The organism is Streptomyces sp. P1-3 (assembly GCF_050613155.1).
Taxonomy (GTDB): Bacteria; Actinomycetota; Actinomycetes; order Streptomycetales; family Streptomycetaceae; genus Streptomyces.
In genome coordinates this window covers 7,644,652-7,669,667 of sequence record NZ_CP192512.1, presented here as the reverse complement: position 1 = coordinate 7,669,667, position 25,016 = coordinate 7,644,652, and the positions used below count along the sequence as shown (strand labels likewise).

The following is a 25,016-nucleotide window of genomic DNA, read 5'->3' as shown; positions in this document are numbered from 1 at the left end:
GCGCCGCTACTGGCGGTAGGTGGTGAGGAAGCGGCCGATGCGGTTGATCACGGCCTCCAGGTCACCGGCGCGTGGGAGGGTGACAAGCCGGAAGTGGTCCGGGCGGGGCCAGTTGAAGCCTGTGCCCTGGACGACGTGGATCTTCTCGCGCAGCAGCAGGTCCAGCACGAACCGCTCGTCGTCGACGATCTTGTGTACGGCCGGGTCGAGCTTGGCGAAGGCGTACAGGGCGCCCTTGGGCTTGACGCAGCTCACGCCCGGGATGTCGTTCAGCGCCCGCCACGCGACGTCGCGCTGCTCGGTGAGCCGGCCTGTTCGGCAGGGTGAGGTCGTAGATCGACTGGTGGCCGCCGAGCGCGGCCTGGACGGCGTACTGCGCCCGGCCGCCGGCCAAGCGGACCCCGGCCGTCCACAGCGGGAAGTCGGGGGCGGGCACCAGCACTTCGTCGCCGTCGTCACCAGCGCCTGCACCGTCATCTGGATCAGCTCGGAGACGCCGTTGCCAAGGTAGACGTCTTCGACGGCAACGCCCTTCTCGAAGCCGAACGGCGCGGGGTTGCCCGTGTTCGGCCGCAGCCCGCTGTGACCGGCCTCCTCCAGGGCGTTGACCTGGTCGACCACCGGGCCACGGATCTCGTAGCACACGTCCTTCAGCTTGCTGGACTGCCGAAACTCCATCCGCGGCCTCCCGACCGTCACTGTCACCGTCACCCACTCCGTCGCGCTTACTTGGTTCTACCAAGTGACAGCTTGGAAAGTCCAACCTTTTGGCTATGCTGGCCGCCATGCCACACCGAAGCTACGACCAGTACTGCGCTGTCGCCGGCGCCCTGGACGCGGTGGGAGAACGCTGGAGCCTTCTGATCGTCCGCAAGGGCCTGGTCGAGCGCCGCCGACTGGAGCGGCTTGGCAACGCGATGGTGTACGAGCTCACCTCGCGCGGACTGGCGCTGTGCCAGGTCGTCGACGCCCTGGCCGACTGGGGCCTCGACGCACTCGGCGCACCACGTCCGACGGACGCGGTGCGCCGGCACTGGTTCACCGAGCGGGTCCCCAGCGGGCAGGCCGTGGCCGAGCGGCCCCCGGGCCTAGGCACTGTCCGGTGAGAGTCCGCCGGGATGGGAGTCCACCGTGCAACTTCTTACTGATCACCTGCGCCCGCGCCCGCTAACCGTCGACGTCACGGACTGGTGGGTGCAACTGCACACTGACGACCAGGTCAATCGTTTCGTCGGTGCCTACACACGCCAGGCTGCCGCCGACCGGCTGTGACCGAGCAGGCTCCGCGTCAGGACGGGGCGAGGACACAGAACTCGTGGCCCTCCGGGTCGGCCAGGCACGTCCACGGGACGTCGCCCTGGCCGAGGTCGAGGCCGGTGGCGCCGAGGGCCCGCAGTCGGGCCACCTCCGCTGCTTTGTCGTCACCGGGGTACGGCAGCAGGTCAATATGAACGCGGTCTGGCACGGTCTTCACACCAGGCGTGCGGCGGAACTCGAGATACGGGCCGACCCCCTTGGCGGAGCGCAACACCGCATGATCGTCAGTCACCTCGTGCAGGGTCCAGTCCATCGCCTCGCCCCAGAACCGCGCCATGGCCCGTGGATCCGCGCAGTCGACCACCACCCGGGCGATCGGCCCGGTGTCCCGGTAGATCTCCCGAGGCTCCAGCACGCAGAACTCGTTGCCCTCCGGGTCGGCGAGGACCGTCCACGGCACCTCGCCCTGGCCCACGTAGGCGGGCGTCGCACCGAGAGCCTGGAGGCGCGCGACCAACTCCGTCTGATGGGCCGCAGAGGTGGTGGCGAGATCGAGGTGCACACGGTTCTTTGTCGTTGTCTTGGGTTCCGGGACGGGAACGACGTCGACGCAGACGGCGACCGGGTCCGGCCAAACGGGGCCGCCGACGGGTCCAACGTAGGTGGTCACGCCGGGGCTGTAAGCACTCCAGCCGAGCGCCTCTGCCCAGAACCGGCCGACCGCCGATGCATCAAGAGCCTTTATGTTCACCTGAACAGGTCGCAGTGCCATGCCGGCGATCCTATGCACCCGCTCTGCAACGACATCCGCACCGTCGCCGAACAGAGGTCAACTCGCTCACCAGCCGCAATGCTCAGCTCGCCAACTAGAGCGCGCTACCCGACTCCCGCTAGGTGAACTTGAGCCGAAGCACGATAGTTGTCACCAGCGGCGCCCGCTGACCTGCGGCTCCGGTGGAGCAATGCACGGTGGTTGTCACCAGGTCGGCGCGCTACTTGTCACCAATGTCGCGCGAAGCACCTTGGGTGTCACCGGCGCCCTCGCTCCACCGGTCGTCTGATCTGCGCGGCGGGTCCGAGGGTCCCCGGGTCACGATTATTGGCACCAAATGGTCATGCTGCTTGCAACCTGCGGTGAATTGCCATTCACGCGCGGGCGAAGCCGCCTCACCTGGCGGGTGATGACCCCCGTGCACATCACCAGGGCACTTCGCCGGTGTCTGCGAAGAACTGGCCGGTCGGGCCGTCGTCGGGCAGGGTCGCGAGTTTGATGGCGATCGCCGCGCCCTGTTCGGGGGTGCGCACGCCGCGGAAGCCGTTGAGGTCGGTCGCGACGTAGCCGGGGCAGCCGGCGTTGATCAGGATGTTCGTGCCGGCCAACTCCCGGGCGTACTGGAGGGTGACGGCGTTCAGGAACGTCTTCGACGGCGCGTACGCCACGGCGATCGGACCCGTCGTCTGCTCAGCGGCGGTTCCTGACTGCCGGGTGAGGGAGCCGACGCTGCTGGACATGTTCACGATCCGCGGTGAGGCAGAGCGGCGTAGCAGCGGCATCATCGCGTTGGTGACGCGGATGACGCCGATCACGTTGGTCTCCACGACCGTCCGGATGGTGGCGGGATCGACCCGGGTGGGCTCCTGCGGCGCGCCGCCGGCGATGCCGGCGTTGTTGACGAGCACATCGAGGCGCCCGGCCTGTTCCTCGATCAGCCGTGCGGCGGCGGTCGCGCTCGCGTCGTCGGTCACGTCCAGAGGTACGCCGAACGCGTCGACGCCGGCCGCGCGCAGTCTCTCCACCGCGGCCTTACGGCGCTGCTCGTCGCGGGCGCCGACGCCGACGCTCCAGCCGAGGGCGCCCAGGCCCGCGGCGATCTCGTAGCCGATTCCCTTGTTCGCGCCGGTGACCAGCGCAATCGTTCGTTCACTCATAGGGACCATGCTGCCCTCGGACCCAGGCGGGGGTCCAAGACCGATAGGGTGGGCAACGATACCGTCAGGGTATGGATCCGGAGTAGCGTGGCCGGATGGAGACCCGGGAACTGCGCTACTTCGTCGCTGTCGCTGAAGAGCTGCACTTCGGGCGCGCCGCGCAGCGGCTCGGGATCGCACAACCGCCTCTGTCACGGGCGATCCAGCAGCTCGAACGCCGGCTCGGGGCAGTACTGCTGGATCGGACCAGCCGCACCGTCACCCTGACCGAGGCCGGCTCGGTGCTGCTGGCCGAGGGCCGGGCCGCCCTCGACGCGGTCGACGCCGCCGAGCGCCGGACCCGCCGCGCCGCACTTTCCGCGACCGGCCGACCCGGCCTGGTCCTGGTGACGAAAGCCAGCGCGTCCAGAGAACTGCTGGCGAAACTGCTCGACGCGTACGCCGCCGAACCCGGCGCGGTCCTCATCGACGTCATCCTGTGCGGCCCGGCCGAGCAGGAACGACTCCTGCGCGAGGGCCGGGCCGACGTGGCGCTGCTGCACCGTCCGTTCGACTCGACGGCCGGGTTCCACACCGAAGAACTCAGCACGGAGGGCCAGGTTGTGGTCCTGCCGGCCGGGCATCCGCTCACTGTCCGGGCCCATGTGCACATGGCCGACATCACCGGGCTGCCGGGCCTGCCCCTGCCACGCTGGCCCGACCCCAACGGCACCTACCCGCCCGGCCCCGGCCCGCAGGTCCGCGACCACGCGCAGTTGTTGCAGCTCGTCGCGCTCGGCCGGGCCTGCGCGGTCTCACCGGAGTCGTGCCGAGCCCAACTGCCCGGTGACCTCTCCGCCGTGCCCGTGCTGGACGCGCCGAAAGTCACCACCGTGATCGCCTGGCCACCGCACAGCCGGTCCAGAGCCGTCGCCGACCTAGTCCGGACTGCGACACGTCTCCAGTAGTTCCACCATGCCTGGCCAGGTTCCACCTTTCGTGGCCCGGCTCAGTTCTGCGCGCCCGTCCGGCGTCCCTGGTGACAACACGTCTGCCTCGGTGACAACTATCGTGCTTCGGCTCAGAACTGCTCACTCGCCACAGGAGTCATGGGCATGGGTCAGAGCTCGAAGTCGATGTAGTCCACGTCGGTGAACTCCACCAGCAGGCCCGCCGCCCGGCGCCCGCGGTCCTTGAAGTAGATCTCCTGGAGGCCCTCGGCGGCGATGTCGCGCAGCTGCCGCTCGGTGGCGCCTTGCTCCTGGGCCTCGAAGAGGCGTGCCGCGTACACGGGCGGCAGCGCCTGGGTGAGGTGGCGCAGTCGTGCGTCGTCGGTGCTGCCTGGTGCGGCGGTGTATCCGAATCGGGCTCGGGTGTCGATGACGATCCCGCCGGTGGTGGCCGCGGCTTTCCTGGCCTTCGCACGGATCTGCGGCTGCCACCTCTTCTTCACCTCGCGCTCCATGCGCGCGGCGAGGTCCTTGCGGGGCCTTTTGATCTGGTCCTTCACGTACCGCTCGACGGTGCGCTGGGTGATGCCGAGCAGTTCGGCGACCTGCTTGGTGCTGCCCTTGTACTGCTTGACCAGGTAGCGCATCTGCGCGCCCGCGCTCTTGGGGACGGGGCGGGTGAACGCCGCCTGCACCGCCTTGTCGAGGCCTTCCCCGACCGTGACCATCGGCTGGCTCCTACTCTCCGTCGTCCTTGGCGGTGACCTGGCCGTCCTTGATGTAGCGAGCAAGGTTGAGGTCCTGGCCGTGTTCGTCGCGGACGCCCTCGGCCCACAGGGGGGTCTGGGTGCCCTCGTGCTTGACCATCCCCGGCGAGACGCCGAGCCGGAACGAGCCGGGCACCGTCTTACCGTCCTCGGTGTAGGGCAGGACGTCCAGCGGGCTCGGCCCGTCGGCGGCGTACACGGCGCAGTCCGACAGGATCGCCACCGGATACCGGCCCGTCGCCGCCGCGAGGGCAACCATCTTGCGGTGCATGTTGATCCGAGCCCGGGAGATCACGGTCGCGCGGATGTCCGGTCGCCACGTCGGCCGGGCGAGGGCCGGCCACGGCCGGCCGGGACGCCACCCACCGCCGCGTGGACGCTCCCTCAGTTTGCCGATGCCGCCCTTCGCGGTCGCCTTGATCGCCGCCAGCACCGTCGCCAGCTGCGGATCGCGCCGCTTGTAGCCGTCCATCGCCGCCAGGAACTCCTGCGGCTCCAGCCCCTCCGGCACGCCCAGGTCGGCCATCGTGCCGACGTACGCGTCACGGAGCCGCTTGTACCAACCGTCCAGGTAGCGGCCGTTCTCCGGCCGCACCCACGCCTCGATCGGGGCGACCTCGTAGCCGAGCTCCACCGCGTACGCGACGGTCGGTGTCGTGTACCAGGCCGGGCCGGTCGGCCGGTCGCCCTTCGGCGTGAACGGGCTGGGCAGCAGCTCTCCTTCGAGCCGCTTCCACTCCTTGCCGACCAGCACGCGGGACAGGTCCACATGGGAGAGGTCGACCAGCCAGCTGCCGGGCAGCTTCGGGTCGAAGACGGGGTTCTTGGAGTGGACCGGGGCGCCGAGGCCGAGTACGGCGCCGTTGGCGGCCGCGCCGAAGGCGAGGTTCACGTCGATCCCGACCAGGCAGTGCTGAAGGCACTCGGCATCGGTGAGCGGCCGCGCCCAGTCGTACGCCTCCTCGAACAGCATCTCGGCCGGGCCCCGCTGGTGGAAACGCGGAAGGTCGGCGAGCAGCGGATGCCCGTCGGGGGCCTCGCACGGCGCGCAGTCCACGGGCTGGGTGCCGAGGGAGCCGGGGTTGTGCTCGCTGTGCCGCTTGCCGCTCGCGTCCGGCTCGCCGGCCCGCGTCGGCGGGTGCAGGGCGGTCATCAGCTCCAGGCCGGTCACCGCGGTGGAGCCGCGCGGGGTCATCACCCGCTGCGCGTAGATGCCCAGGAGCCTGGCGAGTTCCGCCGGCGGCAGCTGCGCGGCGCCGTCCCAGTGCCGGGCATCGAGGGCGTCCCAGGAGGGGACGCACAGTTGGACGCAATTGCGCTTGCCACCCTCGGCCGGGCGGTAGATCCGCGCCCACGGCCCGAACCCGCGCTTCGTGAGCCGCCAGTCCGCCCGCTCCAGCTGCTTGATGGCCTTGTGGCCCTCCGGTAGCCGGCCGGCCAGGCGCTCCTCGGGGGAGAGTCGGATCGGCAGCCCGTAGCGTTCACATGCGGCCTCGGTGAGCACGATCAGCGGGTCGGCGTCCTTCCCCGAGCCGTTCAGCCGTGGCGCGCCGAGCTTCGCCTCGGACAGTGTCCAGTCGACCAGGGCCGGGATGGACTTGGCGGGCACGTCCAGGACCAAGCCGCCGACGCAGTACGCCGACACCTGTCGGTCTTCGACGTCGACGACGGCGAGCGGCCCGTTCTCGAACCGCGGGTCGACGACGGCCGGTGCGGTGGCTTTCTTCGGGGCGACCTTCTCGGGGGCGGCCTTCTCCGGGGCTGCCTTCTTCGCGTCCGGACGCCGCGACGACGACGGCCCGGTCGTGTACGCCGGACGAGTCGTGTACGCCGGACGAGACGCAGTGGAGGCGGGGCCTCGCGGGGCGCTGCGATCACCGCTCATGGCCGTGGCCTGCGGGTCCGGACCCGTGGATGTCGACGTGGACGTCGATACTGCCCGCGCTTGTGACGGCTCGGCAGCTCGCGGGGGTGTGGGCGCGGCCGGCCGGACGAGGGCCTCCGGCGCGGAGACCGGGGGTGCCGTGACCTTCGCGGCCTCGGCCGGGTCGGCCGGGTAGAGCTTGGCCAGCTCGCTCAGGAGGTGGGCGTAGTCGTTGCGCTGCGGCGGACGCGGTTCCGTCTTCCCCTTCTCCCAGCTCACCAGTGTCGCCTTGCGCACGCCGAGAGCCTCGGCGACCTGCTCCTGAGTCAGGCCGTGCGCCTTGCGCAACCGCTCCCGCTCAGCGGGGACCGGCAGGAACGGCTGGCTCGCAATCAGGGCGTTGATCGCGGCGATGCGATCGGACATGAAGCACCTCCGGGTGCCACACTATCACCCGAGACGCAACTCTCGCGTACTTCTCGCGTACCCCTTGCGTACCTTCCATGCTGACGCCGTCCAGTACGGCGCTGAGTGCCCGGCGACCTTCTCCGCGTCTGGCGCGAAGGCCAACGCATCCAGTACACGCCAGTACAGGTGGGCCGTCGGGTCGTCGCCGAGCGTCCCTCCGGCCACGACCGTAGTGGTCCGCCAGCCGCATGCCGGCGTGCACTCCGTGCAGCAGAGCAAGCGCGGTTGAGCAGTGGGCCACGTCCAGGTCGGCCGGCCCCCAGGACGTCTCCACCCAGTCCACGACACCTGTGACCGCCAGATCTGCTCCGTGCCCCGTGAAGAGCACATTGCCGGGGTGGAAGTCGCTGTGCAGGGAACAAGGCCGGTAGGCGGGGGGTGGGCGACGGATCACGTCCACGGCGCGTCACCCCGAGAGGACGCAGCGATCTCGCGCCTGCGCCGGGACACCGGCAGCGGGCTATCCCATGACCGCTCGGGCCGCGTCGAGAAACGCCAGCCGGTGGTCCTCCAGGTAGTCCCGCACACTCTCACCGTCGGGCAAGCCGTGCCACACCGTCCGGTTGAGATCGAGGAAGTGCGCGTGTGCCGCGTCATGCACGGGCTCGGGAAACTGGATGCGGATGAGCCGATCCGCGACCCATAGCCGGTACATGACGTCCCGGCTCGTGAGGTACCAGGCATCGGTGTCCTCCCACTCGGAAGGCCGTGTGTACGCGCAGCGTTCCACCTCTGCCGATACCTCGATGAACCGCTCCAGCAGCGCCAGCCGTTCCGTGCGCCGGGTCTCTGACAGGGCGATCTGCTGCCGTTGCTGCTCAGCACGTTCGGCTGACCGTTGAGTCCTGTGCTGGACGAGGTAGGACAGCATGCCGCCGAGGACAACGCCGCCCAGCGATATGAGTGACACCCAGAGCTGACCTGCCATGGCGATCATCGTCCCGTGCTCTCGATCTGTGGAGACTCGCAGATGCGGTGGGCTGGTCCAGCGAGCTGGATTCGTTCACGCGTTCGATATCTGGCAGGATGCGGGAATGGCGATGGAACGTGAAGTCCCTTCGGAATTCGGCTCCCGTGATCCTGGCGCCCGCGATCCTGGGCCTTGGCCACGCGAGCCGGGGATCCCCGGTGACCTGCTGAGGGCGAAGGCGCTGGCGTATGACCCGGGTGGGTTCACGTGCTCACAGCCGGTACCCGAAGCGGAGAGTGCCGAGTACGGGGCATGCGAGTTCACGCTGGACGGCCTCTCGGTCAGGTTCCGCGTGGCCAAGACGACCCCGACGAAGGTCGGCCAGTTCGTCACGGTGTGGAAGAGGTCCGCGAGCGGGCCGATCCGGCCCTTCGACGCTGAAGATCCCGTTGATCTCTTCGTCATCAGTACCCGCGAGGGCGAACGGTTCGGGCAGTTCGTGTTCCCGCGAGACGTGCTCCGTGAACGCGACATCGTGTCAACGAACGGTTCCGGCGGGAAACGGGCGTTCCGCGTCTATCCGCCGTGGGTGACAACCACCAACCGCCAAGCCCGCAGCACACAGGCCTGGCAGGTGAAACACTTCCTCCATCTGCCCGAAGACGAGCCCATCGACATTCCCCGCGCCCACGCGCTCTATCACCCCCACGGGCACCGATGACGTTGCTCGACCGCAGGCAGATGCCTCGCGCGGGCGATCGCGCGAGCTGAGGCCGTCGGTGGGAACAGCGGGCAACGCCGGGCGATCGGGCTCCGAACGCGCCGAGAAGGCCGTGCAGTGGGGGCACGAAGCGAGCCTCCGTTCCCCGACCGAGGAGACGAGATGAGCCAACCGAGCCCCGCCGGCACGCTGCCCGCGCCCTTCGATGACGCGTTCTTCACCGACCCGTACCCGGTGTACGCCCAGTTGCGGCAGGCGGGCCCCGTTCACCATGCCGCGACCCCGGACGGCTCACCCGTATGGCTGGTGACCCGGGAGGAGGATGTCCGCACGTGGCTGACCGACCCCCGCCTGTCGGTCAACAAGGCCCATGCCCGCCGCGGGTACCAGGGCTTCTCCCTGCCACCGGCGCTGGACGCCAACCTGCTCAACATCGACCCGGCCGACCACCTGCGCCTGCGCCGCCTGGTGTCCCAGGCCTTCACCCCACGCCGTGTGGAAGACCTGCGAGAGCGCGTGCAGGCGGCAGCCGACCGCCTCGCCGACGGTCTCGCCGCCCAGCGCACGGCCGACCTCGTCGAGCACTACGCAAACCCCTTGCCGTTGATCGTCATCGGTGAGCTGATCGGCGTGCCCGAACACAGCCGACGCGCGTTCTCCGCCTGGGTGGGTTCGATGTTCGATCCCGAGTGCCCGGGACAGGTCGCGGAGTCCGTCGACCGGATCCACCGGTTCCTCCTGGAACTCATCGCCACTCGGCGGGGCGCCCCGTGCGATGACCTCCTCTCGGCGATGATCGCGGCCCGCGACGAGGGTGACCGGCTGAGCGAGGACGAACTCGTCTCCCTCGCCTTCCTCATCCTGCTCGCCGGCACCGAGAACACCCAGCACGTCATCAGCAACGGCCTCCTCACCCTCCTCCGCCACCCCCGCCAGCTCGCCGCGCTCCGCGGCGACCCCGGCCTCCTCGCCACCGCGGTCGAGGAGATGCTGCGCTGCACCCATCCCAACCAGTGGGCCATACGCCGCTTCCCCACGGAGGACATCGCCATCGGCGGTGTACGGATACCGGCCGGCGACACCGTCATGCTGGGCATCGCCTCGGCCAACCGCGACCCGGACCGCTACCCCGACCCGGACTCGTTCGACATCCACCGCGAGGACAAGCAGCACCTCACGCTCGGCCACGGCCTGCACTACTGCCTCGGGGCGCCGCTCGCGCGCCTGGAGATCCAGATCGCGCTCGGCACCCTGCTGCGGCGCTTCCCCCGGATCGACCTCGCGCTCCCGGCCGGGAGCCTCCGGTGGCGGGCCTCCTTCAGGTCCCACGCCCTCAAAGAACTCCCGATCACCGTCGGGCCCCCTACGGCATGAGCCGATGACACGCCTTCGGGAAGATCTGCCCCACCCCCACAGTTAGTAGAAGCGTGAACGAAATGGTCGCGGTGCGCGAGGTGGACGTCGTGGTCGTGGGGGCCGGGCAGGCGGGGCTGTCCAGTGGCTACCACCTGCGGCGGGCGGGGTACGAGCCGGGGACGGGCTTCGTGGTGCTCGACCACTCGCCCGCGCCGGGCGGGGCCTGGCAGTTCCGGTGGCCGTCGCTGACGTACGGCAAGGTGCACGGCATGTACGACCTCCCGGGGATGCCGCTGGCCGGTGCCGATGAGGCCCGCCCCTCGTCGGAGGTGATCGGCGCCTACTTCGAACGCTACGAGCGCGCCTTCGGTCTTCGCGTGCGGCGCCCGGTCGACGTCACCGCCGTACGCCCCGTCGACGACGGAGCCAACGGCGGCGGGCGGCTGCTCGTCGAGACCTCCGGCGCCGGAGCATGGGCGGCGCGCGCGCTGATCAACGCCACCGGGACGTGGGACCGGCCTTTTTGGCCCCGCTACCCCGGGCAGCGGAGCTTCCGCGGGCGGCAGGTGCACACCGCGCGATACCCGGGACCTGAGGAGTTCGCCGGTCAGCGGGTGATCGTCGTCGGGGGCGGGACCTCCGGGGTGCAGCACCTGCTGGAGGTCGCCGAGGTCGCGGCGGAGACGACCTGGGTGACACGCCGGCCGCCGGTCTTCCGCGCGGGGCCGTTCGGCCAGGAGCAGGGGCGGGCCGCCGTGGCACTGGTCGAGGAGCGGGTACGGCGCGGGCTGCCGCCGCAGAGCGTCGTCTCCGTGACCGGGCTGCCGATGACGGAGGCGATGGAACGCGCCCGCGCGGCCGGGGTCCTCGACCGGTGGCCGATGTTCGAGCGGATCACCCCGACCGGGGTCACGTGGGCCGATGGGCTTGCCCTCGACGCCGACGTGATCCTCTGGGCCACCGGATTCCGCCCCGCCATCGACCACCTCGCGCCGCTGCGGCTGCGCGAACCGGGCGGCGGCATCGCCGTCGAGGGCACCAGAGCGGTCCGGGACCCCCGCGTCCACCTGGTCGGATACGGGCCGTCGGCCAGCACGGTCGGAGCCAACCGCGCCGGGCGCGCGGCCGTACGCGACATCAACGCACTCCTCGGCACCGGCCCCGGCTCGGGCCGCGGCCCCGTCACCCACCCGGCACCCGCGCTCTCACACCGGCGTTGACCCGCGCACCACAAGGTCCGGCCGCGGCACGATCCGCCGGTGCCCGTGCTCCTCCACCGCCTCGGCGAAGATCCGGACTCCGCTGACCGGCACTCAGCCTCTGCGGCAGTATGAGCCCTCGGGTGATCGTGAACCGTGATCGCGGACCGTGATCGTGAACCGTGGGAGGAGGCCGTATGCGCGTCGCGCTCTTCGTGACGTGTGTGAACGACACGCTGTACCCCGACACGGGGCGGGCGGTCGTCACCCTGCTGGAGCGCCTGGGGGTCGAGGTGGACTTCCCCGCCGCTCAGACCTGCTGCGGCCAGCCGCAGTTCAACACCGGCTACCGCCACCTGACCGAACCCCTGGTGCGCCGCTACGCCGCCGCGTTCCGCGGCTACGACCACATCGTCACGCCGTCCGGTTCCTGCGCCGCCATGGTGCGCGACCACTACCCGCGCATCGGCGCGAAGGCCGCCGCCGAGGGGCGCGGCACCGAGCTCGCCGAGATCGCGGCGAGCGTCGTCCCCCGGACGTACGAGCTCACGGAGTTCCTGGTCGACGTGCTGGGGACCACCGATGTCGGCGCGTACTACCCGCACACCGTCACGTACCACCCCACCTGCCACGGCCTGCGGGCGCTGGGCCTCGGGGACCGGCCGCGCAGGCTCCTCGAAGCGGTCGGCGGGCTGACGCTGCGGGAGCTCCCGGGCGCCGAGGAGTGCTGCGGCTTCGGGGGCACGTTCGCCGTCAAGAACCCCGCCGTGTCGGCCGCCATGGGCGCGGACAAGGCACGCGCCATCACCACCACGGGAGCCGAGGCCGTGTGCACCGTCGACAACTCCTGCCAGACGCACATCGGCGGCACGCTCGCCCGCCAGGGCTCGGCGGTCCGCCCCGTCCACATCGCGCAGATCCTGGCCAGCACGGAAGGGGACGTCTGGTGAGCGGCACCTATCTGGGCATGCCGGCCTTTCCGGCGGCCGCCGCCTCCGCCACCCGTGACGCCCGGCTCCGCGCCAATCTGCGCCACGCCACGCACACCATCCGCGCCAAGCGCGCGTCGGCAGTCGCCGAGCTCGCCGACTGGGCGGAGCTGCGCGCCGCCGGAGCCGCGATCAAGGACCGCACCCTGCGCCACCTCGACCACTACCTCGAACAACTGGAGGCGGCGGTCACGGCGGCGGGCGGCCAGGTCCACTGGGCGGCGGACGCGGCCGAGGCGAACCGGATCGTCACCGCTCTCGTACGGGCCACCGGCGAGCGCGACGTCGTCAAGGTCAAGTCGATGGCGACGCAGGAGATCGGTCTGAACGACGCCCTCGCGGAGGCGGGCATCACCGCGTACGAGACGGATCTGGCCGAGCTCATCGTGCAGCTCGGCGAGGACCTCCCGTCGCACATCCTGGTTCCGGCGATCCACCGCAACCGCGCCGAGATCCGCGACATCTTCGCCGCGAGGATGGCGCGCTGGGGCCGCCCCGCGCCGGACGGGCTCACCGACGTCCCCGCCGACCTGGCCGAGGCCGCGCGCCTCCACCTCCGCGAGAAGTTCCTCCGCGCGAAGGTCGCCGTCTCCGGCGCCAACTTCATGGTGGCCGAGACGGGCACGCTCGTCGTCGTCGAGTCGGAGGGCAACGGCCGCATGTGCCTGACGCTCCCCGACACCCTGATCTCGGTCGTGGGCATCGAGAAGGTGGTCCCCACCTGGCGGGACCTGGAGGTCTTCCTGCAGCTCCTGCCCCGCTCCTCCACGGCCGAGCGCATGAACCCGTACACCTCGATGTGGACGGGTACGACGGGCTCGAAGACGGCGGACGGGCCCCGGGCCTTCCACCTGGTCCTCCTCGACAACGGCCGCACCGACGCCCTCGCCGACACCGTCGGCCGCCAGGCTCTGCGCTGTATCCGCTGCTCGGCCTGTCTCAACGTCTGCCCGGTGTACGAGCGGGCGGGCGGGCACGCGTACGGCTCGGCCTACCCCGGGCCGATCGGCGCGATCCTCACCCCGCAGCTGCGCGGAACGCAGAGCGAGGTCGACGCGTCCTTGCCGTTCGCGTCCTCGCTGTGCGGCGCGTGCTACGAGGTGTGCCCGGTGGCCATCGACATCCCGGAGATCCTGGTCCATCTGCGTGAGCGCGTCGTCGAGGGCGGACCGGTGTCGGTCCGCGGTACCCGCGCCGTCGTCAAGCCCGCCAAGGGCCACGCCGCCGAGCGCGCCGCGATGCGCGCCGCGGGCTGGGCGCTGGACCACCCGGCCGTCCTGCGCGCCGGCCAGCGCCTCGCTGCCCGTACGCGCCGCCTCCACCCGCGGCGGCTGCCGGGGCCGGGGCGCGCCTGGTCCGACACCCGTGAACTCCCCGCCGTCCCGGCCGAGTCGTTCCGCGACTGGTGGCAGCGCACGCGCGGCGACTCGGCGGGCGGCGGAGAAGCGAGCGCGCCCCAGCGCCACTCGGGGGGAGAAGCCGACGCGGAGGAGAAGCCGAAGTGAGCAGCCGAGCCCTCGTCCTTGCCCGTGTGCGCCGGGCGCTGGCCGACGTCCCGCGCGCCGAGACCCCGTCGCAGACGCCGGTGGACCGCGCGTACCTGCGCGTCCACGGTGACCGCGCCACCTCCGAGACGGTCGACCTGCTCGCCGGGAATCTCGCCGACTACCGCGCGATCGTGCACCGTACGGACAGCGCGGGGCTGCCGGTCCTGATCGCCCGGCTGCTGGCCGAGCGGGGCGCGGTGTCGGTGCTCGTGCCGCCCGGCCTGCCCGGCGACTGGCTGTCCGCCGCGGAAGCCGAGCGGGTACCGGACTCCGCCGACCACACCGCACACGAGCTGGACGCGGTCTCCAGCGTTGTCACCGGCTGCGCCGTCGCCATCGCCGAGACCGGCACGGTCGTCCTCGACGCGGGCCCGGACCAGGGCCGCCGCCGCATCACGCTCGTCCCCGACCACCACATCTGCGTGGTCCGGGTGCCGGACCAGGTCGTGGACTCGGTGCCGCAGGCCCTCGAACGCCTGGATCCGTCCCGCCCGTTGACGTGGATCTCGGGTCCGTCCGCGACGAGCGACATCGAACTGGACCGGGTGGAGGGCGTGCACGGCCCGCGCACCCTGGAGGTCGTCCTCGTCCTCGTCGACGGCGCGTCGACGTGACGTCCCGACCGCACCGGGGGACGGCCGTACCGGGGGACGGCCGTCGCACACCGCGGCGGCTGTGCCGCACACGAGCGGCTGCGGGGGCGGTCAGCCGGGGAAGGCGTACACGGTGCCGGCATGCGCCACAGGTTCCGCCGCGCCCTCGACGGTCAGCGTGATGTCGGCGAACGCCAGCCGCCGCCCGAGTTTGGTCACCCGCGCCGTGATGAGGACGTCCGCGTCCGTGACCGGGCGCTGGAAGGTCGTGGACTGCTGGACGGTGGTCATCGGGCCGTAGCCGCCGCGCGCGGCCGAGACGGCGATGACGGTGGCGGTGTCGGCGGCGGCCATCAGGGCCTGGCCCGAGATCGCGCCGCCCTCCCGGGCCAGCCGGTCCGACCATGGCATCCGTAGGACGGCATGCCGGTCGCCGGTCTCCGTCACGGTCAGGCCCAGATCCCGCACCCAGGGGGCGAAGTTGTCGGCGAGGACCTTGTTCGCGTCTTCGGTGGTGAGCGTCACGGCGGCAATTGTTCACGCCGCCTGACGCGCGCACCAGACCTCCGCCGTACGGTCACGTGCGCGACCTCCGTGCCCCCGGTGTGGCCTCCAAGACCGCCGATCAGGAGGGGCGCTTTCGCGCGGTGACGTAGCTGAACGGCGCGCAGACTCCGGCGCTGTGGTGGCCGGCAGCCGCGAGAGCCAGAGCAAGACGCTGACGTGGCTTGAGGCCCAGGCCCGCGGTGGCGTGCAGCGCGCCGAGCGCGAGTTCGTCCCCGCACCCGACGGCGGCGTATCCGTCGGCGGGCTCGGCTATCTGGTAGTCGTCGTGGACGGCGAACAGGCGGCCGTATACGCCGACGAGGAACGTCCCGGCCTGCTCCTGCTCGGAGTCCTTGCGCGCCCAGCCACCGTCCTTGAGGCAGGTGCGCAGTGCGTCGACGAAGACGGTGGACATGAACCGGTCGACGTCGCCCTTGGGCTTGGGTGCCCTGAACGCGTGATGCAGCAACTGCCCCATACGGAAGCTGGTGGTGAAGCCCATGGCGTAAGGGCCGTTGCGGAAGATCTTCGGATCCCGTCGGACAGTGAGGCGGTAGCCGCAGACGCCGGCCGAGTCCCCACCCAGATGCACCCGCCCGTTGTGTACGAGCCCGACGATCACGGTCATGGCCTCCCCCTCTGCTGTACCGCCCTCTCGTTATTTCACCCGGGGAGAACGAAGATAAAAGCCGAACGGGGGACGATGAGGGGCCAATTGCCGCTGGCAGCCGCCGGGGGCCGCGGCCGGGCACCCGGCGTCGCACGCCATCGGCGCCGTCGCCCAGGGCCAGGGGGCGTCAGGCCAGCTCGCGCAGCGCCTCGCCAATCGCTGCCATGCCTTCGGCGATGACGCCGGGCGGGCTGGCCGCGTAGCCGAGGACGAGGCCGGGGCGGCCGGGCAGCTGCCGGTGCCACGACAGGGGCTGGCACTTCACGCCGCGGGCGAGCGCAGCAGCGGCGAGCTCGGTGTCGGGAACCTTCGCCGCATACGTGACAGTCAGATGCAGGCCGGCCGCCGCGCCGTGCACGACCGCGCCCGGTAGGTGTTCGGTGACGGCGTCGATCATCGCGTCGCGGCGCCGCGTGTGGCGGCCGCGCAGCAGCCGTAGATGTCGTTCCAGGTCGCCGGACTCCATCAGGTGGGCGAGCACCAGCTGCGGCAGCACGGCGTTGCCCAGGTCGGTGAAGCGTTTCGCGTCGGTCAGCGCCTGGCGGTAGCGGGGCGGCGGCACCACCCAGCCGATCCGCAGCGCGGGCGCCAGTAGCTTGGACACGCTGCCCATGTAGCACACCCGATCGGCGAGCAATGCACGCAGCGCCGGCACCGGCGGCCGGTCGTAGCGGTGTTCCGCGTCGTAGTCGTCCTCCACGATCAGCCCGCCGTCCTGTGCCCATCGCAGCAGCTCGCGGCGGCGCTCGCCGCTGGTCACCACGCCGGTGGGGAACTGGTGGGCGGGCGTGAGCAGAACCGCGCGGGCGCCGGTGGCGCGCAGCGCGTCGACGCGTACACCCGCGTCGTCGACCGGCACCGGTGGGGTGGCCAGGTCTCCGTTCCGCAGGTGCTGGCGGGTGCCGAGCGAGCCGGGGTCCTCCACCGCGACGCCGTCGATGCCGTCTCCCCGCAGCACCGGGTGCAGCAGGGTGAGAGCCTGCGCGGTGCCGGCGACGATCAGCACCTCGTCCGGCTCGGCCCGGATGCCGCGGCTGCGCGCCAGCCAGCCGGCGACGGCGCGGCGCAGCCGCGGGGCGCCGCGGGGGTCGCCGTAGCCCAGGTTCTCGGCGGACAGCTCGGCGAGCACGGCCCGTTCGGCGCGCAGCCAGGCCGCGCGGGGGAACGCCGCGAGGTCGGGCTGGCCGGGGGTGAAGTCGACGCGGGCGCGGGTGGCGCGCAGCGCGTCGAACACGTCGGCTCCGGGTTCGCCGGCGAACAGCGCACCCGGCATGGCCCGGTCGCCTGGCACGGCCCGGTCGGCCGTGTCGCCGGTGACCGCGACCGGGTCCCGGGACGGCCTGGTTCCGGTGGGAGCCGGCGGTGGCACCGGGGGTGCCGCGACCACCACCGTGCCGCCGCGTCGACGCCCCTCGACATGGCCGTCCTCGGTCAGCCGCCGGTACGCCTCGATGACCACCCCGCGGGAGACGCGCAGTTCGGCGGCGAGCACCCGGCTGGGCGGCAGCCTGTCGCCCACCGCCAGTCGGCCGTCAGCTATCGCCTGCCGCAGCCGCCGTGCCAGCCAGTCCGCCTTGCCACCGGCGGGCGCGTCACCGGCGTCAAGCTGCAGGAAGTCGGAGCCGCACGCCGGGGAGTCGCCGTCCGCCGGGGACCGGTCGCGCGCCGAAGAGTCGCCGTACGCCGCGGATCCACCGCGCGCCGGAGATCGGCCATCCCCCGGCGCGGTGGCCGTGCCGTCCGCCGTCCGCTCCCCCTCGTTCACCCGGCCCATGGTGTCACGCGCCGCTGCGGCGCCCACGCGCCGACCGCGGGCTGGGCGCCGAAGGCGAACTCCGGTGCGGAGGGGGTGAGGACGGCCGCCGCGAGATCGGCCGGCCAGTGTGCGGCCAGTTCCTCGGCGATCGTCTTCAGCAGCTCCGGCACGACCTCCGCGCCGCCGTCGTGCATGGCCTCCGCCACCACGAGTATCCGGCTGGTGTGCTCGCCGACCGCGGAGTGACCGCTCTGCCGGTTGGTCCAGCGGCGGGCGTGCGCCCGCCCGGCGGAGTCGGCGAAGGTCACCTCGCCGAGTGCGGGGTGCTCGGTGCCGCCGCCGAAGGTCGTGTAGTGCTCGTCACCGCGGGCGTGGCGCACCTCGAGCAGAGGGCCGGTGATGCGGTCGGCGTCGAGGACCGCGACCGGGACCGCGTACGCGACCGAGATCGCGTTGCACAGATCGACCACCGGGTGGATGCGCGGCAGCGCCCCCTCCTTCCGCAGCCGCCGCAGCAGCGACTCCGAGGCGCACCGGTACTGCGTCGGCCTGAGCCCCATCCGGGCGAAGGCCCGCCGCCACGCCAGCACTTCTGGGAACGCGCTCTCGGTGGCGCCGGCCAGCCGGGCCGCGGCACGGGCGGTGTACTCCGCGACGCGCGGGCCGACGTCGGCCGCGGGGTCGACGCCGGTGGCGTGGAGCGCGCCTGCGACGAGTTCGGGGTAGTCGGACCAGATGGCATCCGCGTGCCGGAAGCGCATGCTCACGCCACCGCCAGCCGCGCGCTCAGGCCCACGAAACAGGCGGCGAACACCCGGCGGATGCCGGTCAACACCCTCGGCCGGGCCAGCACGCGGTCGCGCATGGCGGCGGCACACATCCCGTACGCGGCGAAGACGACAAAGGTCAGCACCATGAAGACAGCGCTGAGCCGAAGCATCGCGCCAAGGGAGCCGGGCTCGCCGGCGGGGACGAACTGCGGGAGAAACGCGACGAAGAACATCGTGAGCTTCGGGTTGAGCACGTTGATCAACACCCCGGAGGCGATCACACGGGCCGCCGGCCGCGGCTCGGCCTCCCCCTCGACGGCCAGCGCCTCCTTGTCGCGCAGCGTCGCCCACGCCATGTACAGCAGGTAACCGACACCGAGGTACTTCACCACCTCGTAGGCGACGGCGCTGGTGTGCAGCAGCGCGGCGAGGCCGGTGATCGTCGCCACCAGATGCGGCACGACGCCGAGGGTGCAGCCGAGCGCGGCGACCACGCTCGCCCGTCGGCCATGGGACAGTCCGGCGGCGAGGGTGTACACCACGCCGGTGCCGGGGGTGACCACCACGACCAGGGTGGTCAGCAGGAACGCGATACTCAAAGGGGACCTCCGCAAGGTTCAAGACCTCCTCACCCTGCCCCGGACATGGTCCGGAGGACAGAGCCAAAGCGCGCCGGTCCGACTGGTCCATAAAGCTGAAGCCCGCTACCGGTACATCAGCCATCGCAGCACCACCTCCACCGGACCCCGCCGCCCCCGGCGCTCCAGCGCGTACGCCCCGGCCACGGTCGCCAGCCACACCCCGCCCGCGAACAGGGCCATCGTGGCGCTGGTCAGATGGGCGCCGATGCCCAGGCCCCAGGCCGCGAGCAGCGGGGCGAAGAGCAGCGAGTGGGCGAGATAGCCGGACAGTGACCGTTTGCCCAGGGCGGATATGGCAGTCACGGCCGACACGGCCACTGTGGCCTGCGCGTTCTTTCGCGCCGCCCGTCCGCCCCACCCATGCGCGAACAACGCCACCACCGCGACATAGCCGAGCCCGGCCCCGTACCCCGTGACCTCCCGGAGCACCGTCAGCGCCCCGGACTCGCTCTGTACGTCGTCCGGCACATCCAGCGCCCCGACATGGGCGAGCGCCGCGGGCAGCGCCCCGAGCCAGCCGACCGCGATGCCGATGACCGCCGTGCGGCGCAGCAGCGGCAGGTGGCGGCCCGGCTCCTCCAGGACGCGGCGGCGCGCGGCCCAGAAGCCGAGCAGGAAGATGACGTAGCCTCCGCCGATCAGGGAGAAGGGGGCCGCGGTGAAGGTGACGAAGAGGCCGGTCGCCAGCCGGGTCCCGGCCGCCGCGAACCAACTCCCCTCGCCCGCCCCGTACGCCTCGGCCCCCGGGTCCGCGCCCGCGTCCCCCAGCGACCCCAACTCCCCCTGGAGCAGCGCTGACACGACCGGCTGCGCGGACACGAGCACCACTTGCGCGGCGCCGATCGCGATCCACCACTTCAGGGCGCGCTCGCTCCGTCGCAGGAAGAGCCAGCCGAGGGCGAGGCTCAGCAGTCCGTAGTAGCCGACGATGTCGCCCGCCATGAGGAGAGTGGCGTGGGCGAGCCCGATGACGATCAGGAGGAGGCCGCGCCTGCGCAGGATCCTGACCGCACCGCGTTCGCTGGTCCCGGCGGCGGTCTGGCGCAGGAAGAGCTGCATCATCCCGTAGCCGAAGAGGAAGGCGAAGAGCGGGTAGACCCGCAGGTCCAGCACCGTGATCATCGTGAACTGGACCGTGTGGTCCAGCCATCCCCCGGTGACGGGCTGCCATCCCGAGGGCCCGTACTCGGACCTCCACAAGTGGAACGCGGTGTTGGACAGCACGATGAGCAGCAGCATGATCCCGCGTGCGAGGTCGGGCGCGAGGGCCCGCTCGGCAGGGCGTACGCCCGCACGGCGCGGCGCTGGGGCCGAGGCCCTGTGGGCCCCGTGTTCGGTGTCGACCGTCATGCTTCGACGCTACGGAGAAGGCCGGCGGTCAGGCGTCCGTCTTCCGGCTAGGAGCGCATGACTTTCGTCTGGGAATACGCAACCTTCGTCGAGGAGTGCGAGGGAGTTCCAGCTCCTCGAGGTACGGACGGTGACCCAAGGCCCCGCGGCAGCCCCACGGCGGCCCCGTCGCGGGCTCGCATGGCCTGGCCGCACCGGGCGCGGCTCTCCTCGTCGGCTTTCTCCAGAGGTTTTCCGAAGGGGTTGTCCAATGCCTGAGTGAAGCCATAGCCTCGGCGTCGCCAGCGAGGAAGGGCCCAGGCGAGGGCCGGAGGGGACTGCCGTGCACCGGAGGGGAACTGCCGTGAAGCGGACGTCCCGCGACATCCGCACCGCCAACCGCTACGGCGTGCTGCGCCACATCATCGCGGCGTCGCCCGTTTCCCGGCAGGAGTTGGCGGCGGCGACCAGCCTCAGCCTCGCGACCGTCGCCAACCTCGTCGGCGAGCTGATCGACCTCGGCATGCTCGTCGAGGTCGGCTACGAGGACTCCGACGGCGGCCGCCCGCGCGGGCTGGTGGCCGTCAACGCCGCGGGCGGCGCCCTGATCGGCGTGGACGTCGCGGAGACGTACATCCACGTCGAGCTGTTCGACCTCGCGCTGACCGTACTGGCCCGCGCGGACGAGGAGTTGCGCCCGGGCGAGAACGACCCGGTCCAGGTCGTGGGGCACATCGCCACCGCCGTGGCCTCCGTGGTCGAGCAGGCGGGCGAGGCGGCGGGCATCGCCGGCGACCGGGTGCTGGGCGTCGGCGTCAGCATGCCGGGGCAGGTGGACCGCGAGGGCGGGGTGTCGGTCTTCGCCCCGAACTGGGACTGGCACGACGTGCCGCTGCTGAGTCTCCTCGCCGAGCACATCCCCTACCCCCTCCACCTCGACAATCCGCTGCGCGCCTGCACGGTCGCCGAGCTGTGGTTCGGCGCGGCGCGCGGCCGCGGCGACGCGGTCGTGGTCAACCTCGGTACGGGCGTGGGGGCGGGTCTCGCGCTGGGCGGGGCGCTGCACCGCGGCGTGAGCAACTCCGCGGGCGAGTGGGGGCACACCACCCTTGTCCTGGACGGGCGGCCGTGCCACTGCGGCAACCACGGCTGCGTGGAGACGTATGTCGGCGCCCCCGGCATCATGCGGAACCTGGGCGAGCTGAGCCCGCACAGCCCGCTGCTGCACCCGGACGACCAGACGGCCACCATCGAGGCGCTGGCCCGGGGGCTGGCCGAGGGGGACCCGGTGGCGATGCGGGCGGTTCGCGAGACCGCGCGCTATCTCGGGGCGGCCCTCGCCGACCTGGTCAACCTGCTCAACCCGGAAGTGATCGTGCTGAGCAGCTGGGTCGCGGCGAAGCTCGGGGAGCCGCTGCTCGCCGAGGTGCGCGAGGCGGTGGCCCGGCACGCGCTGCGGCGCCCGCTGGAGAGCGCCGAGATCGTGCTCTGCCCGATTCCGTCCAACCCCGTGAGTCTCGGCGCGGCGACCTTCGCCCTGGAGGGCTCGCTCGCGTCCGTAGGAAGGTCCGTGGGGAAACCCGCAACGCAGTCCGCGGGGAAACCGGTAACGCAGTCCGCGGGAAGGCCCGTAGCACAGTCCGCAGGAAAGTCCGTGGCGAAGCCGCGCCGCAGCACCACTCCACCAAGGAACCGCACCAGCACACCCTCGTGACGACGGAAGGGTTGCACATGGCACGCGTACCAGGAGCAGCACGGACAAGACAGCGCACACGCATCCGCACGGTGCTCGTCAGCGGGGCGGCGGCCCTCGCCCTGGCGGGCTCCCTGACCCCGCCGGCGTCCTCGGCGGCGGACGGGACCACCACCGTGGCCACCGCCCGGGTCTCCCCCGAGGCCGCGCAGACGATCGACGACATCGGCGCGTCGGGGGCCTGGTGGCCCAACGACATCGGGAAGTTCGACCGCGCCGCGCAGGCGCGGGCCGCCCGCCTGCTCTTCGGCCCGGACGGCCTGGATCTGAGCGCGTACCGCTACAACATCGGTGGCGGGGGTACGGGGGTCACCACGCCCGAGCGCGCCCCGGACGACTTCCTCGAAGCCGACGGCTCGTACGACTGGTCCAAGGATCCGGGTGGCCGGACGTTCCTCCGGTACGCGGCCCGGTACGGCGTCGAGGATCTGATCGGGTTCGTCAACAGCGCCCCGGCCGAGTGGAAGACCAACGGAAAGAGCTGCGGCGGCCATCTCGACTCCGCCAAGGAGAAGGACTTCGCCCGCTATATCGCCGATGTCGTCGACCACTTCGCGGCGGAGGGCGCCGCGCTCGGCCACATCAGCCCCTTCAACGAGCCGACGAACAGTTTCGCGGACTGCGGCCAGGAGGGCATGCTGGTCGGCGTCGAGCAGCGCGACGACATCGTACGGGCGCTGGGCGGGGAACTGGACGCGCGCGGCGGCCGGACCGGCATCATCGCCGACGAGTCCAGCAGTACCGACGGGTTCAACAGCGAGGTTCCGCAGTGGCTGAGCCAGCCGGGCACCGCCGAATTCGTCGACAAGCTCGCCCACCACACGTACAACAATCCCGGCGACGCGTCGCGCGCGCAGGTCGCGGCGACCGCGAAGTCCTTCGGAAAGGAGTCCTGGTCCAGCGAGATCTGCTGCTTCGGGAAGGGCGGCACGGGCTGGAGCCAGGAGTACGACCCGACCATCGACAACGCCCTGCTGATGTCGCGCATCATGCACAAGGACTTCACCGTCGCGCACGACTCGGCGTTCCACTGGTGGACGGCGCTCTCCAACAAGATCGGCGTGGACGCCGAGAGCGGAGCGGGGTCCAAGAACGACCAGGGGTGGAATGATGGGCTGATCTACTACGACCCCGATTACGCCGCCAATGGAAACCAGAAGCTGTATATGACGAAGCGCTATTACGCGCTGGGGCAATACAGCAAGTTCGTCCGGCCGGGTGCGGTCCTGCACGATGTGACGGGTGCGCCGAGCGGTGTGGAGGTCACCGCTTTCCGTAAAGACGGCCGTTGGAGCATCGTGGTGAACAACCACAACTCCGGCGCCTCCGCGTTGGCGCTGGACCTCGGTGGCGCGCGCGGCCTGACGGCGGTCAGGGCGGTGCGGACCTCCGCTACCGAGAACTGGGCCGGGGCGGCGGCGCCCTCGGTATCCGGCGGGACCGTCTCGGCCTCGCTCCCGGCGCGCTCCATCACCACGTACGTCCTCGCCGAGCGCGGCTGACCGACCCTTCCGGCAGGGGTGCGGGAGCGTTCCCGTATCCCCTGCCGGCCCCTGCGCGTTCGGGTGCTCGAACGGCGCCGGGCCAGCCCTGCCGAAGCGTCAAAGTCCTTGGTACCAGGCTTCGTCCAACCCCTTGCCGAAGCCTTCGTCTATGGCTAGCGTCCCGCTGCACGCATCACTTGGGCCACTCAGGTCACTCAGATCACCAGGTCACTCAGGCGCGACGAGGACAAGGAAGTTCACCGTGTCGGCAATGAGCAGGAGAAGCAGCAGGGACTGGGACCGCCGCGGCGTGCTGCGGGCGGTCGGCGGGATGGCCGCCCTGGGCGGGCTCGCCGCCTGCGGCTCGAACACCGGCCGCTCGGGCGGCGGCGGGAACTCGATCAAGCAGATGTACCACGCCTACGGCGAGCCGGGCACGCAGCAGGCGGCCAGGAAATTCGCCGAGGCGTACCAGAAGGCCGAGGTCTCCATCGAGTGGGTGCCCGGCGAATACGAGTCGAAGCTGGCCACCACCCTGCTCGGGTCCGACGCGCCGGACGTCTTCGAGTACCACCCCGACATCCAGCTGGTGCGGTCGAAGCAGATCGTGCCGCTGGACGACATCATCGCGGACGTCAAGGACGACTTCCTCCCGGAGGACATCAAGGCGAATTCCGTGGACGGCAAGGTCTACGGAATCCGGATGATCGATGACCCGCAGTTCTTCTTCTATCGCAGGTCGCTGCTGGACAAGGCGGGCGTGAAGCCGCCGACCACCCTCGACGAACTCATCGACGCCGCGCACGCGCTCACCACCGACAAGGTGAAGGGCCTCAACATCGGCCAGAAGCTGAAGCAGGTCACCAAGCCCCTGGTGTGGTCCACCGGCGCCGAACTCGTCACCGCGGACAACAAGGTCGGCTTCCACACCGAGGCCGTGGTCGAAGCCCTCGCCAAAACACGAGAGTTGTACAAGGGCGACGCGCTGCTGCTGGGCGCCCCCACCGACTCCTGGGACCCCGCCTCCTTCGTCCAGGGGCTGTGCGCCATCCAGTGGTGCGGCATCTGGGCCATTCCCGCCGTCGAGAAGGCGTTCGGCGACGATTACGGCATCTTCCCCTTTCCCAGCTCCGGCGAACAGGGCCGTCCCGTGGTCTACAACGGCGGCTGGTCCGCGTATGTCTCCGCCAAGGCCAAGGACGTGGACAAGGCCAAGGAGTTCGTCAAGTGGCTGTGGCTGGACCAGAAGCAGTACCAGGAGGAGTGGGCGCTCGACTACGGATTCCACATACCGGCCCGTAAGAGCATCGCGGCGGGCGCGGACAAGCTGCGGTCAGGGCCGGCCGCCGAGGCCGTGAAGCTGTTCAACGAGAACGGCGTCTTCGACGACCCTCTCTTCACCGAGGGCATGTTCAACACCCTCCTGGACGCGGTCACCAATTCGGTACGCGACGACAAGAGCCCCGAGTCCGAACTCGACAAGGCCGAGACCAGGATCGGGCGCGACCTGAAGAAGCTCGTCGGATAGGCCGGCCCGG

At 71.2% G+C, this 25,016-nt stretch carries 22 protein-coding genes and 2 pseudogenes; 11 read left to right on the top strand and 13 right to left on the bottom strand.

Annotated elements, in window-relative coordinates:
- Positions 1 to 6: 6 nt before the first annotated feature.
- A pseudogene (locus tag ACQUSR_RS32750) lies at positions 7 to 678 on the bottom strand (aminotransferase class I/II-fold pyridoxal phosphate-dependent enzyme).
- A 107-nt stretch (positions 679 to 785) separates the two neighbouring features.
- On the opposite strand from ACQUSR_RS32750, the gene ACQUSR_RS32745 reads away from it, so the two are divergent.
- Entirely contained in the window at positions 786 to 1,106 is a 321-nt protein-coding gene (locus ACQUSR_RS32745; protein ID WP_431046887.1) for a winged helix-turn-helix transcriptional regulator, read from the top strand.
- Between the two features lie 182 nt (positions 1,107 to 1,288).
- Here ACQUSR_RS32745 and ACQUSR_RS32740 read toward each other — a convergent pair whose 3' ends face one another.
- Positions 1,289 to 2,029 (bottom strand): VOC family protein, encoded by a 741-nt coding sequence (locus ACQUSR_RS32740; protein ID WP_431046885.1) that lies wholly within the window; start codon positions 2,027 to 2,029, stop codon positions 1,289 to 1,291.
- A 425-nt stretch (positions 2,030 to 2,454) separates the two neighbouring features.
- Positions 2,455 to 3,186, bottom strand: coding sequence for an SDR family oxidoreductase (locus tag ACQUSR_RS32735; protein ID WP_431046883.1), 732 nt, complete (start codon positions 3,184 to 3,186; stop codon positions 2,455 to 2,457).
- A 95-nt stretch (positions 3,187 to 3,281) separates the two neighbouring features.
- On the opposite strand from ACQUSR_RS32735, the gene ACQUSR_RS32730 reads away from it, so the two are divergent.
- Positions 3,282 to 4,133: a LysR family transcriptional regulator gene (locus ACQUSR_RS32730; protein ID WP_431046881.1), complete on the top strand. Its 852-nt coding sequence runs from the start codon at positions 3,282 to 3,284 to the stop codon at positions 4,131 to 4,133.
- A gap of 152 nt (positions 4,134 to 4,285) precedes the next feature.
- Here ACQUSR_RS32730 and tpg read toward each other — a convergent pair whose 3' ends face one another.
- The 4 genes and pseudogenes from tpg to ACQUSR_RS32710 form a co-directional block, all read right to left on the bottom strand.
- A complete protein-coding gene (gene tpg / locus ACQUSR_RS32725; protein WP_431046879.1) occupies positions 4,286 to 4,843 on the bottom strand; it encodes a telomere-protecting terminal protein Tpg in 558 nt (185 codons plus the stop codon).
- Positions 4,844 to 4,853: 10 nt separating this feature from the next.
- Positions 4,854 to 7,172 carry a telomere-associated protein Tap gene (tap, locus tag ACQUSR_RS32720; protein WP_431046877.1) on the bottom strand — a complete coding sequence of 773 codons (2,319 nt, stop codon included), beginning with the start codon at positions 7,170 to 7,172 and terminating at the stop codon, positions 4,854 to 4,856.
- 111 nt (positions 7,173 to 7,283) lie between these two features.
- Positions 7,284 to 7,620: pseudogene (locus ACQUSR_RS32715) on the bottom strand (phosphotransferase family protein); the annotation flags it as partial.
- Positions 7,621 to 7,674: 54 nt separating this feature from the next.
- Positions 7,675 to 8,151: a hypothetical protein gene (locus ACQUSR_RS32710; protein ID WP_431046875.1), complete on the bottom strand. Its 477-nt coding sequence runs from the start codon at positions 8,149 to 8,151 to the stop codon at positions 7,675 to 7,677.
- Positions 8,152 to 8,254: 103 nt separating this feature from the next.
- On the opposite strand from ACQUSR_RS32710, the gene ACQUSR_RS32705 reads away from it, so the two are divergent.
- The 6 genes from ACQUSR_RS32705 (at position 8,255) to ACQUSR_RS32680 (ending at position 14,550) form a co-directional block, all read left to right on the top strand.
- Positions 8,255 to 8,845 (top strand): MepB family protein, encoded by a 591-nt coding sequence (locus ACQUSR_RS32705; protein WP_431047988.1) that lies wholly within the window; start codon positions 8,255 to 8,257, stop codon positions 8,843 to 8,845.
- Positions 8,846 to 9,007: 162 nt separating this feature from the next.
- The gene (locus ACQUSR_RS32700; RefSeq protein WP_431046873.1) at positions 9,008 to 10,219 is read left to right on the top strand and encodes a cytochrome P450 family protein; all 1,212 of its coding nucleotides are present in this window, start codon (positions 9,008 to 9,010) and stop codon (positions 10,217 to 10,219) included.
- A 53-nt stretch (positions 10,220 to 10,272) separates the two neighbouring features.
- Positions 10,273 to 11,421 (top strand): NAD(P)-binding domain-containing protein, encoded by a 1,149-nt coding sequence (locus tag ACQUSR_RS32695; protein WP_431046871.1) that lies wholly within the window; start codon positions 10,273 to 10,275, stop codon positions 11,419 to 11,421.
- A gap of 176 nt (positions 11,422 to 11,597) precedes the next feature.
- Positions 11,598 to 12,350: a (Fe-S)-binding protein gene (locus ACQUSR_RS32690; RefSeq protein ID WP_431046870.1), complete on the top strand. Its 753-nt coding sequence runs from the start codon at positions 11,598 to 11,600 to the stop codon at positions 12,348 to 12,350.
- Entirely contained in the window at positions 12,347 to 13,894 is a 1,548-nt protein-coding gene (locus tag ACQUSR_RS32685) for a lactate utilization protein B (protein ID WP_431046868.1), read from the top strand. The genes ACQUSR_RS32690 and ACQUSR_RS32685 overlap by 4 nt, the downstream gene beginning before the upstream one ends.
- A complete protein-coding gene (locus tag ACQUSR_RS32680; protein ID WP_431046866.1) occupies positions 13,891 to 14,550 on the top strand; it encodes a LutC/YkgG family protein in 660 nt (219 codons plus the stop codon). The genes ACQUSR_RS32685 and ACQUSR_RS32680 overlap by 4 nt, the downstream gene beginning before the upstream one ends.
- Positions 14,551 to 14,640: 90 nt before the next feature.
- On the opposite strand, the gene ACQUSR_RS32675 is transcribed toward ACQUSR_RS32680, so the two are convergent.
- The 6 genes from ACQUSR_RS32675 to ACQUSR_RS32650 form a co-directional block, all read right to left on the bottom strand.
- The gene (locus ACQUSR_RS32675) at positions 14,641 to 15,054 is read right to left on the bottom strand and encodes a PaaI family thioesterase (RefSeq protein WP_431046864.1); all 414 of its coding nucleotides are present in this window, start codon (positions 15,052 to 15,054) and stop codon (positions 14,641 to 14,643) included.
- A gap of 100 nt (positions 15,055 to 15,154) precedes the next feature.
- Positions 15,155 to 15,703: a hypothetical protein gene (locus tag ACQUSR_RS32670; protein ID WP_431046862.1), complete on the bottom strand. Its 549-nt coding sequence runs from the start codon at positions 15,701 to 15,703 to the stop codon at positions 15,155 to 15,157.
- 169 nt (positions 15,704 to 15,872) lie between these two features.
- Positions 15,873 to 17,519: a PLP-dependent aminotransferase family protein gene (locus ACQUSR_RS32665; RefSeq protein WP_431047986.1), complete on the bottom strand. Its 1,647-nt coding sequence runs from the start codon at positions 17,517 to 17,519 to the stop codon at positions 15,873 to 15,875.
- Positions 17,507 to 18,262: a B3/B4 domain-containing protein gene (locus tag ACQUSR_RS32660; RefSeq protein ID WP_431047984.1), complete on the bottom strand. Its 756-nt coding sequence runs from the start codon at positions 18,260 to 18,262 to the stop codon at positions 17,507 to 17,509. Before ACQUSR_RS32660 ends, ACQUSR_RS32665 begins: the two co-directional genes overlap by 13 nt.
- Before the next feature lie 2 nt (positions 18,263 to 18,264).
- On the bottom strand, positions 18,265 to 18,870 hold the full coding sequence (locus ACQUSR_RS32655; RefSeq protein ID WP_431046860.1) for a LysE family translocator: 606 nt from the start codon (positions 18,868 to 18,870) through the stop codon (positions 18,265 to 18,267).
- A 105-nt stretch (positions 18,871 to 18,975) separates the two neighbouring features.
- Positions 18,976 to 20,262 carry a DUF418 domain-containing protein gene (locus tag ACQUSR_RS32650; RefSeq protein WP_431046858.1) on the bottom strand — a complete coding sequence of 429 codons (1,287 nt, stop codon included), beginning with the start codon at positions 20,260 to 20,262 and terminating at the stop codon, positions 18,976 to 18,978.
- A gap of 343 nt (positions 20,263 to 20,605) precedes the next feature.
- On the opposite strand from ACQUSR_RS32650, the gene ACQUSR_RS32645 reads away from it, so the two are divergent.
- The 3 genes from ACQUSR_RS32645 (at position 20,606) to ACQUSR_RS32635 (ending at position 25,006) form a co-directional block, all read left to right on the top strand.
- Positions 20,606 to 21,955: an ROK family transcriptional regulator gene (locus ACQUSR_RS32645; RefSeq protein WP_431046856.1), complete on the top strand. Its 1,350-nt coding sequence runs from the start codon at positions 20,606 to 20,608 to the stop codon at positions 21,953 to 21,955.
- Positions 21,956 to 21,972: 17 nt separating this feature from the next.
- Positions 21,973 to 23,496 carry a glycoside hydrolase gene (locus ACQUSR_RS32640; RefSeq protein WP_431046854.1) on the top strand — a complete coding sequence of 508 codons (1,524 nt, stop codon included), beginning with the start codon at positions 21,973 to 21,975 and terminating at the stop codon, positions 23,494 to 23,496.
- A 253-nt stretch (positions 23,497 to 23,749) separates the two neighbouring features.
- Positions 23,750 to 25,006 carry an ABC transporter substrate-binding protein gene (locus tag ACQUSR_RS32635; RefSeq protein WP_431046852.1) on the top strand — a complete coding sequence of 419 codons (1,257 nt, stop codon included), beginning with the start codon at positions 23,750 to 23,752 and terminating at the stop codon, positions 25,004 to 25,006.
- Positions 25,007 to 25,016 lie beyond the last annotated feature (10 nt).

Excerpts from the sequence above, each read along its gene's own strand:
- ACQUSR_RS32735 (WP_431046883.1), bottom strand. The coding sequence starts at position 3,186 with ATGAGTGAACGAACGATTGCGCTGGTCACCGGCGCGAACAAGGGAATC.
- ACQUSR_RS32690 (WP_431046870.1), top strand. The coding sequence starts at position 11,598 with ATGCGCGTCGCGCTCTTCGTGACGTGTGTGAACGACACGCTGTACCCC.
- ACQUSR_RS32670 (WP_431046862.1), bottom strand. The coding sequence starts at position 15,703 with ATGACCGTGATCGTCGGGCTCGTACACAACGGGCGGGTGCATCTGGGT.
- tap (WP_431046877.1), bottom strand. The coding sequence starts at position 7,172 with ATGTCCGATCGCATCGCCGCGATCAACGCCCTGATTGCGAGCCAGCCG.
- ACQUSR_RS32635 (WP_431046852.1), top strand. The coding sequence starts at position 23,750 with ATGAGCAGGAGAAGCAGCAGGGACTGGGACCGCCGCGGCGTGCTGCGG.
- ACQUSR_RS32730 (WP_431046881.1), top strand. The coding sequence starts at position 3,282 with ATGGAGACCCGGGAACTGCGCTACTTCGTCGCTGTCGCTGAAGAGCTG.
- ACQUSR_RS32665 (WP_431047986.1), bottom strand. The coding sequence starts at position 17,519 with ATGGGCCGGGTGAACGAGGGGGAGCGGACGGCGGACGGCACGGCCACC.
- tpg (WP_431046879.1), bottom strand. The coding sequence starts at position 4,843 with ATGGTCACGGTCGGGGAAGGCCTCGACAAGGCGGTGCAGGCGGCGTTC.
- ACQUSR_RS32640 (WP_431046854.1), top strand. The coding sequence starts at position 21,973 with ATGGCACGCGTACCAGGAGCAGCACGGACAAGACAGCGCACACGCATC.
- ACQUSR_RS32705 (WP_431047988.1), top strand. The coding sequence starts at position 8,255 with ATGGAACGTGAAGTCCCTTCGGAATTCGGCTCCCGTGATCCTGGCGCC.
- ACQUSR_RS32700 (WP_431046873.1), top strand. The coding sequence starts at position 9,008 with ATGAGCCAACCGAGCCCCGCCGGCACGCTGCCCGCGCCCTTCGATGAC.
- ACQUSR_RS32650 (WP_431046858.1), bottom strand. The coding sequence starts at position 20,262 with ATGACGGTCGACACCGAACACGGGGCCCACAGGGCCTCGGCCCCAGCG.
- ACQUSR_RS32710 (WP_431046875.1), bottom strand. The coding sequence starts at position 8,151 with ATGATCGCCATGGCAGGTCAGCTCTGGGTGTCACTCATATCGCTGGGC.
- ACQUSR_RS32745 (WP_431046887.1), top strand. The coding sequence starts at position 786 with ATGCCACACCGAAGCTACGACCAGTACTGCGCTGTCGCCGGCGCCCTG.
- ACQUSR_RS32660 (WP_431047984.1), bottom strand. The coding sequence starts at position 18,262 with ATGCGCTTCCGGCACGCGGATGCCATCTGGTCCGACTACCCCGAACTC.
- ACQUSR_RS32740 (WP_431046885.1), bottom strand. The coding sequence starts at position 2,029 with ATGGCACTGCGACCTGTTCAGGTGAACATAAAGGCTCTTGATGCATCG.